Genomic DNA, 17,508 nt, shown 5'->3' on the forward strand with positions numbered 1-17,508 from the left:
GGTGCGCATCATCAGGTCAATTGTCCCACCCTCGGTGTCATCGCGCCGATGCCAGCTCGGACATCACAAGCTGCGCCACGCTGGCAGTCGCTTGTTCGACGCTGCCTGGACCGATGTGGTCGTCGAGATCGGCGGCGATGCGATCGTGATTGACCGCATCGGCGCATTGACCGCAAAGCCTGCGTTACGCAGTGCCTTCGCCAGCGACACGGTGAAGCAATCGGGCGCTCGGCACCGTCGCGCAGCGCCACGGGTGCGGAGCTGGAGAGGGGCGCTTGCTTGGAATCACCAAGAAGGCCCCCAGACTATGTGCCATCCATCCGTGTGTACAGTCGCCTTCGTGAGTACCTCATTCCCCCTGCCAGCACCGCGCAAGGCCCCGCAGCAAGCGCGCTCGCGCGCTACCGTGGAGGTCATCCGCCAGGCCAGCATCCAGGTGCTGGTGGCCGACGGACTGCAGGGCTGCACCACCACGCGGGTGGCCGAGCGTGCCGGCGTGTCGGTCGGCAGCGTGTACCAGTACTACCCCAATCGGCAGGCGATGTTGATCGCGTTGCTGCAGTGGCATCTGCAGGCGGTGATCGACGCGGTGGAACGGGCCTGCGCGCAACAACACGGGCGCACGCTGGCGCAGCAGTGCGAGGCCTTGGTGCATGCCTTCGTGCAGGCCAAGCTGCAGCATGTGGACGTCTCGCGCGCGCTGTACGCCATTGCCGAGCTGCATGGTGGCGCCACGCTGGGGTCGCAGGCGCGCAAGCGCTCGCAGCAGGCGTTTGCCGCTGCGCTGGCCACCGCCGCGGATGTGCGCTTCGACGATTGCGAGGCGGTGGCCGAGATCGGCATGGCGGCCATCACCGGGCCGGTGAAAAGCCTGCTCGAGGAGGGTGCGCCTGCGGTGCGGATTGCGCCGCTGCAGGCGCAACTGGTGGTGTTGCTGCACAGTTACCTCATGGCCACCGGAGTTGCGCGATGACGGCGGTACCCGCTCAGGACGGCAACGCGTTGCAGGATTTCATCGAGCGCCATCGGCGCCTGTTCGTGCTCACCGGCGCCGGTTGCAGCACCGATTCGGGCATTCCCGATTACCGCGATCTGCAAGGCGGCTGGAAGCGTCCGCAACCGGTGACGTTCCAGGCCTTCATGGGCGAGCTGTCCACGCGGCAGCGCTATTGGGCACGCAGTCTGGTCGGCTGGCCGCGCTTCGGGCTGGCGCAACCCAATGCCACCCATCACGCGCTGGCCGCACTGGAAGCGCGCGGCCAGCTGGAACTGCTGCTGACGCAAAACGTGGACCGCCTGCATCAGGCTGCCGGCAGTCAGGCGGTGATCGATCTGCATGGCCGGCTCGATGTGGTGCGCTGCATGGGCTGTGAGCGGCGCATGCCCCGTACCGAATTCCAGCTGCTGCTCGAGCACGCCAACCCCGGCTGGGCCGACCTGGACGCGGCGCAGGCGCCCGATGGCGATGCGGATCTGGACGATGTGGCCTTCGACAGTTTTGTGGTGCCGCCGTGCCCGCTGTGTGGCGGCGTGCTGAAGCCGGATGTGGTGTTCTTTGGCGAGAACGTGCCGCGCGAGCGTGTGGAGCGTGCATTTGCGCATCTGCAGGCGGCCGATGCGGTGCTGGTGGTGGGCTCGTCGCTGATGGTGTATTCGGGTTTTCGTTTCGTACAGGCCGCGGCCAAGGCCGGCCTGCCGATCGCCGCGCTCAACTTCGGGCGCACCCGCGCGGACGAGCTGCTCAGCCTGAAGGTCGAACAGTCATGCGCGCAGGCGCTGGCGTTCCTGCATACCCCGTTCGATCCGCTGCGTGCACACAGCGTCAACGACGCCAGTGCGCGTTCGGCATGACGCAGTGATCCATCGCAGCGGTTGTGCCCACGCGCGTGGCGCAGTGCAATGGGCATCCCCGTGTCATCTGTGGATGCCCCCTTGAGCCAGCTGTTCTCCCCCATCCGCTTCGGTCCGCTTGCGCTCGCCAACCGGATCGTCATCGCCCCAATGTGCCAGTACTCGGCACAGGACGGCCGCGCCAGCGACTGGCACCGCATCCATCTGGGCACCTTGTCGCAATCCGGTGCCGGCCTGCTGATCCTGGAAGCGGCCGCGGTGCAGCCGCAGGGGCGCATCTCCTACGCCGACCTCGGCTTGTACGACGATGCCACCGAGCAGGCGCTGGGCGAGGTGCTGGACTCGGTGCGGCGGTGGTCGCCGATGCCGATCGGTATCCAACTGGCGCATGCCGGGCGCAAGGCCTCCAGCGATCTGCCGTGGAACGGCGGCGAGGCGATCGCGCCGAATCACGCGCGTGGCTGGCAGACCGTGTCCGCATCGGCGCTGGCGTTCCGTGACGGTCAGCCGTTGCCGCAGGCACTGGACCAGGCCGGCATCGATGCGGTGGTGCAGGCCTTTGTCGATGCAGCACAGCGCGCCGAGCGCCTGGGGCTGGCGCTGATCGAGCTGCATGCCGCGCATGGCTATCTGATGCATCAGTTCCTGTCGCCGCTGAGCAATCGGCGCAGCGATGCGTATGGCGGCTCGCTGGAAAACCGCATGCGGCTGACGCTGCGCATCTTCGACGCGGTGCGCGCGGCGGTGTCGGACAAGATTGCCATCGGCGTGCGCATCTCCGCCACCGATTGGGTAGAGGGCGGCTGGGATCTCGAGCAGAGCATCGCGTTGTCCAAGGCGCTGGATGCGCGCGGTGCGCACTACATCCATGTCTCCAGCGGCGGGCTGGATCCGCGCCAGCAGATTCCGGTACAGGCGGGCTATCAGATTCCGTTTGCGCAGCAGATCAAGGCGCAGGTCAGCACGCCGGTGATCGGCGTGGGCCTGATCACCGAGCCGGCGCAGGCCGAGGTGATCCTGCAGGACGGCCAGGCCGATGCGATCGCGCTGGCGCGCGGCATCCTGTACGACCCGCGCTGGCCGTGGCATGCCGCTGCCGCACTCGGCGCATCGGTCACGCCCTCGCCGCAATACCTGCGCTGCGAGCCACGCGATGCGCGTGGCGTATTTGCCAGCTGATCCATCCGATAGACGTCATAACGAACAAGGACAACGCATGCCGATAGGATTTCTGGGCTTGGGCACGATGGGCCTGCCAATGGCGCACAACCTGCTGCGCGGCGGTTTTGAACTGCGTGTGTGGAATCGCTCGCCGGAGCGCGCGCAGTCGCTGCGCGAGGCTGGTGCCACGGTGGTGGATGCACCGCGCGACGCCGCGCACGGCCCGCTGCTGTTTTCGATGCTGGCCGACGACAACGCGGTGCGTGCCACCGTGCTGGAGCAAGGCGTGCTGGACGCGCTGCCGGCCGGCAGCGTGCACGTCAACATGGCCACCATCTCGGTGGCACTGGCGCACGAGCTGACCGCCCTGCATGCCGAACGCGGCGTGGCCTACGTGGCCGCACCGGTGCTTGGCCGGGTCGATGTGGCCGAAGCCGGCAAGCTCAACATTCTGGCCGCCGGCGACGAGGCGGCGCTGGCGCGCGTGCAGCCAATGTTCGACGTGCTCGGTCAACGCACCTGGGAGATCGGCCACACTCCCGAGCAGGCCAATGCGGTCAAGCTGGCAGCCAACTTCTGCCTGGCCAGCGCAATCGGCGCCATGGCCGAAGCCAGCGCCCTGGCACGCGGCCACGGCGTGGATGCCACCCAGTTCCTGGGCATGCTCACCAGCACCTTGTTCGCCGCGCCCGCGTACCAGGGCTACGGCCGCCTGATCATGCAGCGCGAATACCTGCCCGCCGGCTTCACTGCCACCCTGGGCCGCAAGGATGTGGATCTGGCGATCCAGGCCGGCGCCGACAAGCAGGTGCCGATGCCACTGGGCGAGTTGCTGCGCGCCGGGCTGGACGAGGCCATCGCGCATGGCGACGGCAACGCCGACTGGGCGGTGCTGGCAGAGGTGTCGGCGCGGCGGGCCGGGCAGGCCTGATCGCAGCCTCCGCCAGGCGGAGCTAGCCACTCTCCCGTCCCGGCGGGGCGGCACGGCTTGCGCATCACTGGCGCGGGCCGGGGCGCGGAGCGTGGCTTGGAGTGAGGGGATGAGGCGACGCAACGTGCAGCAGATTTCGCACGCCGTCAGCTCCATCTGCTCCCCACTCTCACGCCGCTTCGCTTCACAGCAACACGGTCCACCTCTTGCTCACCTCAACATGCAGCAGACCTTCTAAAATGCCGGCTCGTGACAGCCGCCGCTCCAGGGAGGATGCGATGCGACACCTGCATATCACGCTCGGTTCGACCGAGCGCACACCGCGCGCACTGACCTGCGCCGGTGGTACACGATGACCGCCGTACCGGTCGTCGACCAGGGCCCAGTGGGCCCGGACCACCCCGAGCATCCGGACCACTATCTGTTCGCGCAGATCCGCGAAGCGGTGGCCGCGCTCGATGCCGAGTTGAACAAACCCACCGACGAGGCCAGCGTGCGCATGGCCGCGCGCCTGCTGCCGCTGGCCAAGCAACATGGCTTCGACCAGGTGGATTACGTGGTGCTCAGCCGGCACGTCGGCGAGGTGGGCGAGAACGTGTTTCTGGTGCGTGGCGAGCTCGCCGACCCGGCGCATCTGCGTGCGCACATCACCACCCAGGAAGCGATGGAGACCTCGGTGGAGGCATCGATGGCGCAACTGGACGAGATCAATCGGCGGCTGATGCTGCGCCTGCCGCCGCGCTGAGTCGCAGCGGAAAGTTACGGGCGCAAGCACTGCGCCCGCAGCCGGGCGCATTGGCTATCATTGTGCCGATGCGCTCCGACTACATCCTCACCCTGTCCTGCCCCGACCGCACCGGCATCGTCTATCGCGTGACCGGGCTGCTGTTCGATCTGGCCTGCAACATCCTCGACGCACAGCAGTTCGGCGATGACGAAAGTGGCCGCTTCTTCCTGCGTGTGCACTTCGACAAACCGCCGGGCACCGACATTGCCGGGCTGGAACGCCGCTTTGCGCAGCTGGCCGATGAATTCCAGATGGACTGGCAGCTGCACGATGCGCGCCGCCGCGCGCGGCTGCTGGTGCTGGTGAGCAAGCAGGGGCATTGCCTCAACGATCTGCTGTTCCGCATGCATAGCCGGCAATTGCCGGTGGATATCGCGGCGGTGGTGTCCAACCACGCCGACTTCGCGCCGCTGGCCGCCTCCTATGGCATCGCCTTCCACCATCTGCCGGTGAGCGCCGACACGCGCGCCGCGCAGGAAGCGCAGCTGCTTGCGCTGGTCGAGGCGCTGCAGATCGATCTGGTGGTGCTGGCGCGCTACATGCAGATTCTTTCGCCCGCGTTGTGCCGCGCATTGGCAGGGCGGGCGATCAATATCCATCACAGCTTCCTGCCCAGCTTCAAGGGCGCGCAGCCGTATCACCAGGCGCACGCACGCGGGGTCAAGATCATCGGTGCCACTGCGCATTACGTCACCGAAGACCTGGACGAAGGCCCGATCATCGAACAGGACGTGGCGCGCGTGGATCACGCGATGACGCCGCGCGACCTGGTGCGGCTGGGCAGCGATACCGAATCGCTGGTGCTCGCGCGTGCGGTGCGTCGCCATGTCGAGCATCGCATCGTGCTCAATGGCCATCGCACGGTGGTGTTTCGCTAGCAGCGTCGCATATCCCCACGGACGGTTGCAGCACGCGCAATGGAGCCGTGGTCGGGCCAGTCCGGCCAGCGAGCGCGCGGGACTGGTGCCACCGTCGCACTCTCCTTGCCGCTTCCTCCTGGAATTTTTTGCATGTCGCTAATCCCCGGCTCCAGCGCTCGCGCGCAACAGCACGCCACCCGCGCGGCGTTCTTCATTCCAGGCTTTGCTGCCGCGGTCTGGGCGGTGCTGGTGCCATTCGCCAAGGCCAGGACCGGCGTGGACGATGGCGCGCTTGGCCTGATCCTGCTGTGCCTGGGAGCAGGCTCGTTCCTGGCGATGCCGCTGGCCGGCGCGGTGTCGGCGCGCTTCGGTTTCCGTGCGGTCATGGCGGTGACGTCGGCGCTGATCTGCCTCAGCCTGCCGTTGCTGGCGGTGGTCGCCGATCCGTGGTTGCTGGGCGCGGTGCTGTTCGTGTTCGGCGCCGGCGTGGGCGCGATGGATTGCGCGATGAACATGCAGGCGGTGGTGGTCGAGCGCGATGCCGGGCGCGCGATGATGTCGGGATTCCATGCGTTTTTCAGCATCGGCGGGTTTGTCGGTGCCGGCGCGATGACCTTGCTGCTGTCTGCGCAGCTCTCCCCGTCGAGCGCGGCGGTTGCCGGGGTAATCGCCATGCTGCTTGTCGGCGCGCTGGCGGTACGCCACTGGCGGACCGAGCGCGTGGCGCAACAGGGGCCGTTGCTCGCGCTGCCCAGGGGCATCGTGCTGTTCATCGGCATCCTGGCGTTTGTGGTGTTCCTGGCCGAAGGCACCATTCTGGACTGGAGCTCGGTGTTCCTGGCCGATGTGCACCAGGTCGCCCCGAGCACCGCCGGCGTGGGCTATGTGGTGTTTGCATTGACCATGACGGTGACGCGCCTGCTGGGCGATGCGGTGGTGGAGCGCCTGGGGCGCATCCGCTCGATCGTGGTGGGCGCGCTGCTGGCCAGCGCGGGCTTTTGCGTGCTCACGCTGGTGAGCCCATGGCAGGCCTCGTTGGCCGGTTACGTATTGGTCGGCCTGGGCTGCGCCAATATCGTGCCGGCCCTGTTCTCGTTGGCCGGCAACCAGACGCGCATGCCGGAGAGCATCGCCATCACTGCGGTCACCACACTCGGCTATGCTGGCATCCTGGCCGGGCCGGCGCTGATCGGTTTCGCCGCGCATGGCATCGGCCTGGTCGGCGCCTTGCTCGGTGTTGCGGTGCTGATGGTGGGCGTTGCGGTGTCGACGCGTTGGTTGAAGGTGTGAGTGTTGGGGATCGCGCCTGTGGTTGCTGGGGTGTCGGGAGTGCGTCGCGCGCAGGCACGCTCCTACGAAGGGGGGATATTGATTACGCTTCGGTAGGTAGATACTCGAAGCGGTAGCCCACGCCGTAGACCGAGCGCACCCATTCTTCGCCGCCCACCTCGGCCAGCTTGCGGCGCAGGTTCTTGATGTGGCTGTCCACGGTGCGGTCGGTGACGATGCGGTGGTCCACATACACGTGGTCCATCAACTGTTCGCGCGAGTAGACGCGCCCCGGCGCTGCGCACAGCGTGCGCAACAGGCGGAACTCGACCTGGGTCAGGTCCAGGTCGCGCCCGGCCACGCTGGCGCGGCAGGCGGCCTCATCGATCAGCAATCCATGCGTGGGCACCGCATTGGGATCGTGCCGGTGGCGGCGTAGCACCGCACGCACCCGTGCGATCACCTCGCGCGGGCTGAACGGCTTGCAGATGTAGTCGTCGGCACCGATCTCCAGCCCGAGCAGGCGGTCGATCTCTTCGGCGCGCGCGGTCACCATGATCACCGGCACCGCGCCGAGGCTGCGCAGCTCGCGGCAGATCTCCATGCCATCGCGATTGGGCAGCATCAGGTCCAGCAGGACCAAATCCGGCGACTGCGCGTGAAACGCGGAAATCGCCTGCGCACCATCGGCCACCCAATGATGCGAATAGCCAGCAGCATGCAGATACTCGCCCAGCACCGCGGCCAGGCGCGGTTCGTCTTCGACGATCAGCACGTGTGCGTTCGGTGCTGTGGTGGTGTCGTCCATCAGGCCTCCAGGGCCGGCAGCCGCAGCGTCACGCGCAGGCCGCCCAAGGGCGAGGCGGTGGCGTGGATCTCGCCGTCGTGCGCGCCGACGATATTGCGGCAGATCGCCAGGCCCAGCCCGCTGCCGCCGCTGGCGCGATTGCGCGAGCCTTCCACGCGATAGAAGCGCTCGAACAGGCGATCGAGCTTGTCTGCCGGCACGCCGGGCGCGCTGTCTTCGATCACGATCTCCACCAGGTGCGGGCGCCGTGCGCACTGCACCCGCAACTGGCCGCCGGCATCGGTGTAGCGCAAGGCGTTTTCCAGCAGGTTGGACAGCAGCTGCTGCAGGCGACGCTCGTCGCCGTCGACATGCAACGGCGCAGTGATGCCGTGGGCCTGCAGCGTGAGCCCGGCTGCGGCAATGCGCGTGTGCATGCCGGCCAACGTGGACTGCAGCACCACGCTCAGATCGATCGGCGCGCGCCGGTAGGCCAGCGCGCCGACATCGGTGAGCGACAGGTCGTAGAGATCCTCGATCAGCTTGCCGAGCTGGCCGACTTCCTGGTGCAACGAGGTCAGCGATTCGCGCGTCATCGGCCGGATGCCGTCCTGCAGCGCTTCCAGCTCGGCGCGCAACACCGCCAGCGGCGTGCGCAACTCGTGCGAGACATCGGCCATGAAATCACGACGCGCACGTTCGTTGTTGTCCAGTGCCTGCGCCAGCTGGTTGAAGTCGCGCGCGAGCTGGTCGAGCTCATCGCGCATGCGCGCCTCCAGTCGCGTGCCGTAGTCGCCGGCCGCCAGGCGATGGGTTGCCGCGGTCAGGCTGCGCACGCGCCGCAGCAAGGTGCGCGACAGCAGCCAGCCGAACAGCGCGGCCACCACGATGGACGCCGCGCCGACAGTCCACCACAGACGTTGCTGGGCCTGGTAGAAGCGCGCGTCGTTGGCGGTCAGCACCTTCTCGAAGGGCAGCATGCCCATCCAGCCCACCGTCTGCCCGTGCACCACGACCGGGCGCAGCGTGTCGGTGCGGCTGACATCGGGGTTGCCGATGATCACCCGGTAGTCGCGATCCAGCAGCGCGAAACGAAACACCGCGCCGGTCTGATCGGAGATCGGTGGTGCGCGTGGCGGCAGGTTCTGCGGCAGCTCCGGGCGCATCAGCACGAACCAGGCGTCGGGATTGTCGCGGATGAAATTCCAGTCGCCGTGCTTGGCGTAGTCGGCCTGCACGCGCGGCAACACTTCCAGCATCCGCTCGATGCCCTGCTCGCTGAGATAGTCGAGAAACTGCTTCCTGAGCAACAGCTGCCCGGCCAGGCCATTGATCAGCAGCACTGCAATGCAGGCGCTGAGGATGGCGAGGAAGAGTTTGGCGGTGATTCCGAGTTTCATCGAGGCTGGGACAACCTTGTTGCGAACGAGGTCAGGCACGGGGTGCTTGCTGCAGTCACGCCAGGTTGCAGCAGCGGCGACTGCAGCTGCCGATGCAGCGCATGTCGTGCACAACCGTATTGGGACTTCATTAAACCCCGAAAGCAAGCGCCTGCTGTCTGCCGATGCAAATCTTCAAATTTGCTCCATATTCGCAGCGTAGCGTGCGCATCCTCCGATCACTCCCGAGTGCGCCGTATGCGTTGCGTTGCTTCCTCCCGTTCTGCCGTGGTGCCGCGTCAGTGGCTGCTGGCCGCCATGATCACCGTCGCGCTGGCGGCGTGTTCGCCTGCGCAAGCGCCGCAGCAGCGGCAAGTGGAAGTGGGCGTGCAACGTGTGGACGTGCAGCGCCTGGCGCTGGACCAGACGCTGCCCGGGCGCACCGTGGCCTATCAAAGCGCGCAGGTGCGCCCGCAAGTGGGCGGCATCCTGCGCAAGCGGCTGTTCACCGAAGGCGAGCAGGTGCAGGCCGGGCAGGTGCTGTACCAGATCGAGCCGGCGCCGTTCCAGGCCGCGTATGCGTCCGCGCAAGGCGAGCTGGCGCAGGCCGAAGCGGCGGTGCTGTCGGCCAGGCCCAAGGCGCAGCGGTATCAGACGCTGGTCAAGCTGGATGCGGTCAGCCAGCAGGACGGCGACGACGCCACCGCCACCTTGCGCCAGAACGAAGCCGCAGTCACCGCGGCCAGGGCGGCGTTGCAGACCGCAAAGCTCAATCTGGATTTCACCCGCATCACCGCGCCGATCAGCGGCCGTATCGGCACCTCGAGCTTCACCCCGGGCGCGCTGGTCACCGCCGACCAGACCGATGTGCTCACCACCATCAACCAGCTCGATCCGATCTATGTGGATGTCAGCCAGTCCAGCGCGCAGCTGCTGCAGCTGCGGCGCAAGCTCGATGCCGGCCAGCTCAAGGCGGTCGATGGCAAGGCCGAGGTCAAACTGTTGCTGGAAGACGGCACTGCCTACGCGCGCACCGGCACGCTGGAAGTGGTGGATACCGCGGTGGATGCCACCACCGGCACGGTGAAGCTGCGTGCGGTGATTCCGAACCCCGATCATCTGCTATTGCCCGGCATGTACGTCAAGGCAGTGCTGTCGATGGCGGTCAACGAGCAGGCGATCCTGGTGCCGCAACAGGCCGTCACCCGCAACAGCAAGGGCGAGGCGGTGGCGATGGTGGTCGGCGCCGATGGCAAGGTGGCGCAGCGCGTGCTCAAGACCGGCGATGCGGTGGGCGATCGCTGGGTGGTCAGCGAAGGGCTGTCTGCGGGCGAGAGCGTGATCGTGCAGGGCCTGCAGAAGATCCAGGTCGGCATGCCGGTGAAGACACGCGAGGTGAGCGCCACCACAGCTACCCCAGCGGCAGCGCCGAATGCAGCTGCTGCAGCCGCACCGAGCGCACCCGCCGCCGCTGCGCGTACGGCCACGCCGACGCCTGCAGCGCCGGCCAGCGCCACGCCCAAGGCCGACTGAGGAACTCCCATGGCTCGTTTCTTCATCGACCGTCCCATCTTTGCCTGGGTCATCGCAATCGTCATCACGCTGGCCGGCGCGATCTCGATCTTCTCGCTGCCGCTGGAGCAATACCCGGACATCGCACCGCCCTCGGTGACGGTCAGTGCGACCTATACCGGCGCCTCTGCAGAGACCGTGCAGAACTCGGTCACGCAGATCCTCGAACAGCAGATGACAGGCCTGGACAATCTGCTCTACATGTCCTCCAGCAGCAGCTCGGCGGGCACCGCGCAACTCACGCTGACCTTCGAGTCCGGCACCGACCCGGACACCGCGCAGGTACAGGTGCAGAACAAGGTGTCGCAAGGCGAGGCGCTGCTGCCCGACGAGGTCAAGACCAACGGCGTGACCGTGACCAAGTCGGCCAGCGGCAGCATGTTCATGGTGCTGGCCTTCACTTCCGAAGACGGCAGCATGGACAGCACCGACATCGGCGACTACATGGTGTCCTCGTTGCAGGACCCGATCAGCCGCCTCAACGGCATCGGCAGCGTCAACGTGTTCGGTGCCGAGTACGCGATGCGGGTGTGGCTGGATCCGGAGAAACTGCACACCTATGCATTGATGCCCTCGGATGTCAGCAGCGCGATCGCCGCGCAGAACGCCGATGTCTCGTCCGGCGCGCTCGGTGCATTGCCGGCGCTGCAGGGCCAGCAGTTGAATGCCACGGTGACCTCGCGCAGCAAGCTGCGCACACCGGCGCAGTTCGAGAACATCGTGCTCAAGTCCGATGCCGGCGGCGCCACCGTGTACCTGCGCGATGTCGCGCGGGTGGAGCTGGGCTCGGAATCCTACGGCTCCAGTTCCAAGTTCAACGGCAAGGCCGCCTCGGGCATGGGCCTGCAGCTGGCGACCGGCGCCAATGCGCTGGACGCAGCCAAGCTGGTGGAAGCCAAGCTGGATGCACTCAAGCCGTACTTCCCGGCCGGCCTGAAGTACGAGGTCGCCTACGACACCACACCGTTCGTGCGCATCTCCATCGAGGAAGTGGTCAAGACCCTGATCGAAGCGATCGTGCTGGTGGTCGTGGTGATGTACCTGTTCCTGCAGAACTGGCGTGCCACGCTGGTGCCGGTGATTGCGGTGCCGGTGGTGCTGATGGGCACCTTCGGGGTGTTGTCGCTGCTGGGCTTTTCGATCAACACGCTGACCATGTTCGCGATGGTGCTGGCGATCGGCCTTCTGGTAGACGATGCCATCGTGGTGGTGGAAAACGTCGAGCGCCTGATGGCCGAGCAGGGCATGTCGCCGCGTGAAGCCACGCACACCTCGATGGGCCAGATCACCGGCGCCCTGGTCGGCATCGCGCTGGTGCTCACCGCGGTGTTTCTGCCGATGGCCTTCTTCGGCGGCGCCACCGGCGAGATCTATCGGCAGTTCTCGGTGACCATTGCCGCGGCGATGATCCTGTCGCTCGTGGTCGCGCTGACCCTGAGTCCGGCACTGTGCGCCACCTTGCTCAAGCCCATCGACAAGGGCGGCCATGTCTCGCGCAAGGGCATGCTGGGCAAATTCTTCACCTGGTTCAACACCCTCTTCGATCGCGGCACCGAGCGCTATGGGCGTGGTGTGGAGCGCGTGGTCGGCCATCGCAAGCTCGGCTCGCTGGTCTACGCGCTGTTGCTGGTGGTGCTTGGCTTGCTGTTCTGGCGGTTGCCCAGCGCGTTCCTGCCCGAGGAAGACCAGGGCATGCTGATGGTGATGTTCAGCGCGCCGGCCGGTGCCACCCAGCAACGCACCCAGCAGTCGATCGACCAGGCCACCGCGTTCATCCTCAAGCAGCCGGAAGTGCAGGGCATCATGACCATCTCCGGCTTCAGCCTGGCCGGCAGCAGCCAGAACTCGGGCATGGGCTTTATCCGCCTCAAGGACTGGGCCGATCGCGAGGGTTCGGCGCAGGAAGTGGCCCAGCGCATCACCGGCGCGATGATGATGACGCTGCCCGACGCGCAGGTGTTTGCATTGACGCCACCGGCCATCAACGGGCTGGGCACCAGTTCCGGTTTCACCCTGCAGTTGCAGGATGCCGCCGGCAACGGCCACGAGGCGCTGGTGGAAGCACGCAAGCAGTTGCTGCAGCTGGCCAACGGCAATCAGAACCTGACCGCGGTGCGCTTCAACGGACTGGACGATGCGCCGACCTACCGCGTGCAGATCGACGATGCCAAGGCCGGCGCGCTGGGCGTGGCCGCAGCCGACATCAACACCACGCTCTCCACGGTGATGGGTGGGCGTTACGTCAACGACTTCCTCAACAACAACCGGGTCAAGCGCGTGTACGTGCAGGGCGAAGCCTCCGCGCGCATGCTGCCCGGCGATATCGACCGCTGGTACGTGCGCAACAGCGACGCTGCCATGGTGCCGTTCTCGGCGTTCGCCAGCAGCGCCTGGGCGTATGCGCCGCAGGTGTTGACCCGCTTCAACGGCAGCGAATCGATGGAGATCACCGGCAGCGCCGCATCCGGCATCAGCTCGGGCGATGCGATGACCGCGGTCGCCGGCGAAGTGGACGGCATGGGCAAGGGCGTGGGCTACGCCTGGTCGGGCATGTCGTATCAGGAACAGGCGGCCGGCACCCAGACCTGGATGCTGTACGCGGTATCGCTGGTGTTCGTGTTCCTGTGCCTGGCCGCGTTGTACGAGAGCTGGTCGATCCCGATCTCGGTGATGCTGGCGGTGCCGGTGGGCATCGTCGGCGCGCTGCTGGCGACCTGGATGCGCGGGCTGTCCAACGACATCTACTTCCAGGTGGGCCTGCTGGCAACGATGGGCCTGGCCGCCAAGAACGGCATCCTGATCGTGGAGTTCGCCAAGGAGCTGGAAGAGAAAGGCCAGCCCTTGATCGAGGCCACCCTGCACGCCGCACGCCTGCGCCTGCGCCCGATCCTGATGACCTCGCTGGCCTTCATGCTCGGCGTGCTGCCGATGGTGATCAGCAGCGGCGCCGGCTCCGGCGGACGCCATTCGCTGGGCACCGGCGTGCTCGGCGGCACGCTGGCCTCCACCGTGCTGGGCATCTTCTTCGTGCCGTTGTTCTACGTGATGGTGCGCAGCCTGTTTCCCGGCAAGGCTGCCGCGCATTCCCCCGTCGTTTCCACCTCCGAGGTAACGCCATGATGCGCACGACATCCCTCAGCCTGGCGGTGGCCTGTGCCATCGCATTGAGCGGCTGCGTCAGCATGGCGCCGCAATATGCGCGCCCGGACGCACCGGTACCTGGCGTGGTCGGCGACACCGGCAGCGCGACCCATGGCGACAGTGCCGATGGCCGCACTACCGCTGCGGCTGGGCTGGACTGGCGGCAGGTGCTGGTCGATGCGCGCCTGCAACAGGTGGTCGCACTGGCGCTGGACAACAACCGCGACCTGCGTGTGGCCGTGCTCAATATCGAGCAGGCACGTGCGCAGTACCGCATCCAGCGTGCGGACCTGTTTCCCGCGGTGGACGCCACCGTCTCGCACACGGCGCAACGTGCCGCGGCCGCAACCAGTTTCACCGGCGCGCCGCAGATCATCCGCAGCGCCACCGGGCAGGTGGGGATCAGCAGCTGGGAGCTGGACCTGTTCGGGCGCATCCGCAGCCTCAAGAACGAAGCGCTGGAAACCTATCTGGCCAGCGAGCAGACCCAGCGCAGCACCCGCCTGAGCCTGGTGGCCGAAGTGGCCAGCGACTGGCTCACCGTGGCCGCCGATCAGCAGCGGCTGGCACTCGCCCAGCAGACCCTGGAGAGCCAGCGCAAGACGCTGCGCCTGACCCAATTGCAGCACGACAACGGCATCGTCTCCGGGCTGGATCTGGCGCAGATCCAGACCAGCGTGGAAAGCGCGCGCGCCGATGTCGCCAGCTTCACCACCCAGCTGGCGCAGTCGCGCAATGCGCTGAACCTGGTCGTGGGCACGTCGGTACCGGCGGCGTTATTGCCGGCTGCCGATGCGATCGAGAGCGGCGTGGCATTGGCACCGTTGCCGGCGCAGCTGGAATCGCGCGTGCTGTTGCAGCGCCCGGACGTATTGTCGGCCGAGCACACGCTCAAGGCCGCCAACGCCGACATCGGCCCGGCGCGTGCGGCGTTCTTCCCCTCCATCTCGCTCACCGGCAACGTCGGGCGCGGCAGCGATGCCTTGTCCAGCCTGTTCGATGGCGACCACACCTGGTCGTTCACGCCCAGCGTGAGCCTGCCGATCTTCCGCGCCGGCGCCCTGAAGGCCGAACTGGATGTGGCCAAGCTTCAGAAGGACATCACCATCGCCCAATACGAACTGGCGATCCAGACCGCCTTCAGCGAAGTGGCCGACGCGCTGGCCGAACGCACCCAGCTGGACGAACGCATGGATGCACAACGCGCCCTGGTGGATGCGGCACAACGCGGTTTCACCCTGTCGGATGCGCGCTACCGCAACGGCGTGGACAGTTATCTGGTGGCACTGGACGCGCAGCGTTCGCTCTACAGCGCACAACAGACCTTGATCAGCCTGCGGCTGACCGAGGCAAGCAACCGGGTGACCTTGTACAAGGTGCTCGGCGGCGGCGCCGATGCGCAATCGCAGCCGCCATCGGTAGCGCAACGGTAGTCATGCATCGATGCGCCAGTGCGAGGGCACTTGCCTGCAGTTGCAGCTGTTTCTCACTGCAGCTGCAGGCGACACTGCGCGCTCGGGTCTGGCACACCTGATGCCGTTACAAAGCGTCTGCAGACATTGCAGACATTGCAGACATTGCAGGCGCTGCAGCACGCTCGCGCGCGTACTGCGATGGTGGGCTGCCGGTATGGCGGGTGAAGGCAACGCTGAAACTGCTTGCCGAGCCATACCCCACACGTTGCGCGGCTTGCGCTACGCAAAGCCCTTGTTCTGACAGAAGCGTCTTTGCCAGCGCCATGCGCCATGCCAGCAGATATTCCATCGGCGCCATGCCCATTGCCCGGTTGAAGCGCGCAAAGAACGATGATCTCGACAGCGCCGCTTCCTTGGCCAATGCATCGACCGTCCACGCATGCGCCGGTGCACCGTGCAGTGCACGCATTGCCGCCGCCAGCCGCGCGTCGGATAACGCGCGCACCAGTCCTGGCGTCGTGTCGCTCGCTGTCAGCGAGCGTAATGCTTCAATCAACAGCACCTCCAACAGCCGCGCAAGCACCACCTCGCGTGCGGGCCGGGTTGCACGTGCCTCTTCGCCAACCAGAGTCACCAGCGTGGTAAGTCGCGGCTCGCTGCGCACATGCACCAGCCGGGGCAGCAGCGACACCAGTAGCGCGGCATCGGGCGAGCCGAAGCTGCAATGCCCAATCACGATGCGAAGATCCGCCGGGCCGTCCTGCGCGCCGATACGGAAAGTGCCATCGCCCATGTTGGTCGGCACCGTGTGGGCCTGCCCGGTCGACGCCTGCAGGCTGGAGAGCGTGACGGCCAGCATGGCCGGTGCCAGCACGAAGTCGCCTGCTTCAAGAACACGCGCCTCGCCATCTTCGAGCGTCAGCCGGCACGTCCCTTCGATCACTGCGCAATAAAACGGGCCTGGCGCATCGGAGCGGTGTGCCGACCACGCACCGGCGCCCACGACAAGCTTGGAAAACCGTGCCGCCGGCCTGAGCAGCAGGACAACCTCGGTAAGCGGGTCGGGCAGCATTGGACTCTCGCAAATGAATTAAGCACTTTAGAATATCGCAAGTACGATGTTCGACGCCTAACGTACATCCCTCACAACATCACCGAGGGCGCTTCATGCAAACCGTACTCATCACTGGTTGCTCATCCGGCTTTGGCTTGGCGACCGCCAATTACTTCCTAGAGCGCGACTGGAATGTGGTCGCCACCATGCGCACTCCACGCGAAGACCTGTTTCCTGCGTCGCCACGAATGAGGGTGTTGCAGCTCGATGTCACCGATGCCGCGAGCATCCAGGCCGCGATCGCTGCGGCCGGCACGGTCGACGTTCTCGTCAACAATGCAGGCTCCGGTGCGCCCGCGCCGCTGGAACTGGTAAGCCTGCAGTCGGTGCGTGATCTGTTCGAGACCAATACCTTCGGCACGCTTGTGGTAACCCAGGCGGTCTTGCCGCAGATGCGCGCGCGCCACGCCGGGGTCATCGTCAACGTGTCGTCGAGCGCAACGCTCAAACCCCTCCCACTGATCGGTGCCTACCGCGCAGCCAAGGCCGCGGTGAATGCGCTGAGCGAATCGCTGGCCGCCGAGCTGGAGGACTTTGGTATCCGCGTGCGCATCGTCTCGCCGGGCTCGTGCGGGGAGACGCAATTTCGTGCCAATGCCCGCGCGGGTCTTCGCGGTCTTGATGACGAGGTCTATGGAACGTTTATGCAACAGACGATGGCGCGCATGAGCGCATCCGCCGGCCCCGAAACGCAGTCGATCGATGTCGCGCAGGCCATCTGGCGCGCAGCCACCGATCCGGCCGCGCCGATGTCTATTCCTGCAGGCGCGGATGCAGAACTGTGGGCTTCCGAAGCGGCTTGGAGTGGCTAGTAAAACCTTTCGACCGCTGTACCGAAATCAAAAGCTGAGTCGGTCGAGTGCGCGGTGCCCTCACCGCTTGCGGGACACGCCGTGAACCCATCCCTGGGGGCTCGGTGGCGGCATCCATGCCGCCACACGGTCCCGCAATCGGCGAGGACACCGCACCAGAGAGTTGATCGGTATCTTTGTTTAAAACCCTGCACACCGACTATCTCGACTGGTCCTTGCCCGCCCACCGTCGCGGGACCTTACGCGGCATGGATGCCGCGTAAGAGCCTACAGGGACGTACTTGCGGCGTGTCCTGCGATGGTGGGCGGGCAAGGGCCCTGCAGCCAAGCCGTAGATCAGCAGCTCTACACCTGATCTATCCACATAGTCCAAGTGCATCGCGACACCACGCATAAAGCAACCAAGCCTTCGAACCCTAGCTCCGTCAA

General features: G+C 66.4%; 14 protein-coding genes. 11 read left to right on the top strand and 3 right to left on the bottom strand.

The window, feature by feature from the left end; all coding sequences use genetic code 11:
- The first annotated feature begins 307 nt into the window (after window positions 1-307).
- The 7 genes from AC1PLA_RS01740 (at window position 308) to AC1PLA_RS01770 (ending at window position 6,880) form a co-directional block, all read left to right on the top strand.
- On the top strand, window positions 308-973 hold the full coding sequence (locus AC1PLA_RS01740; RefSeq protein ID WP_065047144.1) for a TetR/AcrR family transcriptional regulator: 666 nt from the start codon (window positions 308-310) through the stop codon (window positions 971-973).
- A complete protein-coding gene (locus AC1PLA_RS01745; protein WP_481105450.1) occupies window positions 970-1,851 on the top strand; it encodes an NAD-dependent protein deacetylase in 882 nt (293 codons plus the stop codon). The genes AC1PLA_RS01740 and AC1PLA_RS01745 overlap by 4 nt, the downstream gene beginning before the upstream one ends.
- A gap of 60 nt (window positions 1,852-1,911) precedes the next feature.
- Entirely contained in the window at window positions 1,912-3,030 is a 1,119-nt protein-coding gene (locus tag AC1PLA_RS01750; RefSeq protein ID WP_481106141.1) for an NADH:flavin oxidoreductase/NADH oxidase, read from the top strand.
- A 37-nt stretch (window positions 3,031-3,067) separates the two neighbouring features.
- Window positions 3,068-3,943, top strand: a complete 876-nt coding sequence (locus AC1PLA_RS01755; RefSeq protein WP_245104374.1) for an NAD(P)-dependent oxidoreductase — start codon at window positions 3,068-3,070, stop codon at window positions 3,941-3,943.
- Between the two features lie 352 nt (window positions 3,944-4,295).
- Window positions 4,296-4,688, top strand: a complete 393-nt coding sequence (locus AC1PLA_RS01760; protein WP_016901471.1) for an XVIPCD domain-containing protein — start codon at window positions 4,296-4,298, stop codon at window positions 4,686-4,688.
- Window positions 4,689-4,756: 68 nt separating this feature from the next.
- Window positions 4,757-5,608, top strand: a complete 852-nt coding sequence (gene purU / locus AC1PLA_RS01765; RefSeq protein WP_016901474.1) for a formyltetrahydrofolate deformylase — start codon at window positions 4,757-4,759, stop codon at window positions 5,606-5,608.
- Window positions 5,609-5,740: 132 nt separating this feature from the next.
- Window positions 5,741-6,880 carry an MFS transporter gene (locus AC1PLA_RS01770; RefSeq protein ID WP_104561743.1) on the top strand — a complete coding sequence of 380 codons (1,140 nt, stop codon included), beginning with the start codon at window positions 5,741-5,743 and terminating at the stop codon, window positions 6,878-6,880.
- An 82-nt stretch (window positions 6,881-6,962) separates the two neighbouring features.
- Here the strand turns inward: AC1PLA_RS01770 and AC1PLA_RS01775 are convergent, their stop codons facing one another.
- Entirely contained in the window at window positions 6,963-7,667 is a 705-nt protein-coding gene (locus AC1PLA_RS01775) for a response regulator (RefSeq protein ID WP_481105451.1), read from the bottom strand.
- Complete coding sequence (gene baeS, locus AC1PLA_RS01780) at window positions 7,667-9,046, bottom strand: sensor histidine kinase efflux regulator BaeS (protein ID WP_481105452.1); 1,380 nt, start codon at window positions 9,044-9,046, stop codon at window positions 7,667-7,669. Before baeS ends, AC1PLA_RS01775 begins: the two co-directional genes overlap by 1 nt.
- Before the next feature lie 237 nt (window positions 9,047-9,283).
- Here baeS and AC1PLA_RS01785 point away from each other — a divergent pair, with 237 nt between their 5' ends.
- Genes AC1PLA_RS01785 through AC1PLA_RS01795 form a run of 3 tightly spaced genes read left to right on the top strand, consistent with a single transcriptional unit; the run spans window position 9,284 to window position 15,171 of the window.
- The gene (locus AC1PLA_RS01785; protein ID WP_065047130.1) at window positions 9,284-10,558 is read left to right on the top strand and encodes an efflux RND transporter periplasmic adaptor subunit; all 1,275 of its coding nucleotides are present in this window, start codon (window positions 9,284-9,286) and stop codon (window positions 10,556-10,558) included.
- Between the two features lie 9 nt (window positions 10,559-10,567).
- Window positions 10,568-13,717, top strand: coding sequence for an efflux RND transporter permease subunit (locus AC1PLA_RS01790; protein WP_065047128.1), 3,150 nt, complete (start codon window positions 10,568-10,570; stop codon window positions 13,715-13,717).
- Window positions 13,717-15,171 (top strand): efflux transporter outer membrane subunit, encoded by a 1,455-nt coding sequence (locus AC1PLA_RS01795; protein WP_481105453.1) that lies wholly within the window; start codon window positions 13,717-13,719, stop codon window positions 15,169-15,171. The genes AC1PLA_RS01790 and AC1PLA_RS01795 overlap by 1 nt, the downstream gene beginning before the upstream one ends.
- A 106-nt stretch (window positions 15,172-15,277) precedes the next feature.
- Here AC1PLA_RS01795 and AC1PLA_RS01800 read toward each other — a convergent pair whose 3' ends face one another.
- A complete protein-coding gene (locus tag AC1PLA_RS01800; protein WP_481106142.1) occupies window positions 15,278-16,222 on the bottom strand; it encodes an AraC family transcriptional regulator in 945 nt (314 codons plus the stop codon).
- A 98-nt stretch (window positions 16,223-16,320) separates the two neighbouring features.
- Here AC1PLA_RS01800 and AC1PLA_RS01805 point away from each other — a divergent pair, with 98 nt between their 5' ends.
- Window positions 16,321-17,079, top strand: a complete 759-nt coding sequence (locus AC1PLA_RS01805; protein WP_481105454.1) for an SDR family oxidoreductase — start codon at window positions 16,321-16,323, stop codon at window positions 17,077-17,079.
- Window positions 17,080-17,508 lie beyond the last annotated feature (429 nt).

It is taken from the genome of Xanthomonas sp. NCPPB 1826 (assembly GCF_056725285.1).

Excerpts from the sequence above, each read along its gene's own strand:
- AC1PLA_RS01770 (WP_104561743.1), top strand. The coding sequence starts at position 5,741 with ATGTCGCTAATCCCCGGCTCCAGCGCTCGCGCGCAACAGCACGCCACC.
- AC1PLA_RS01745 (WP_481105450.1), top strand. The coding sequence starts at position 970 with ATGACGGCGGTACCCGCTCAGGACGGCAACGCGTTGCAGGATTTCATC.
- baeS (WP_481105452.1), bottom strand. The coding sequence starts at position 9,046 with ATGAAACTCGGAATCACCGCCAAACTCTTCCTCGCCATCCTCAGCGCC.
- AC1PLA_RS01785 (WP_065047130.1), top strand. The coding sequence starts at position 9,284 with ATGCGTTGCGTTGCTTCCTCCCGTTCTGCCGTGGTGCCGCGTCAGTGG.
- AC1PLA_RS01805 (WP_481105454.1), top strand. The coding sequence starts at position 16,321 with ATGCAAACCGTACTCATCACTGGTTGCTCATCCGGCTTTGGCTTGGCG.
- purU (WP_016901474.1), top strand. The coding sequence starts at position 4,757 with ATGCGCTCCGACTACATCCTCACCCTGTCCTGCCCCGACCGCACCGGC.
- AC1PLA_RS01790 (WP_065047128.1), top strand. The coding sequence starts at position 10,568 with ATGGCTCGTTTCTTCATCGACCGTCCCATCTTTGCCTGGGTCATCGCA.
- AC1PLA_RS01740 (WP_065047144.1), top strand. The coding sequence starts at position 308 with ATGTGCCATCCATCCGTGTGTACAGTCGCCTTCGTGAGTACCTCATTC.
- AC1PLA_RS01755 (WP_245104374.1), top strand. The coding sequence starts at position 3,068 with ATGCCGATAGGATTTCTGGGCTTGGGCACGATGGGCCTGCCAATGGCG.
- AC1PLA_RS01760 (WP_016901471.1), top strand. The coding sequence starts at position 4,296 with ATGACCGCCGTACCGGTCGTCGACCAGGGCCCAGTGGGCCCGGACCAC.
- AC1PLA_RS01775 (WP_481105451.1), bottom strand. The coding sequence starts at position 7,667 with ATGGACGACACCACCACAGCACCGAACGCACACGTGCTGATCGTCGAA.
- AC1PLA_RS01795 (WP_481105453.1), top strand. The coding sequence starts at position 13,717 with ATGCGCACGACATCCCTCAGCCTGGCGGTGGCCTGTGCCATCGCATTG.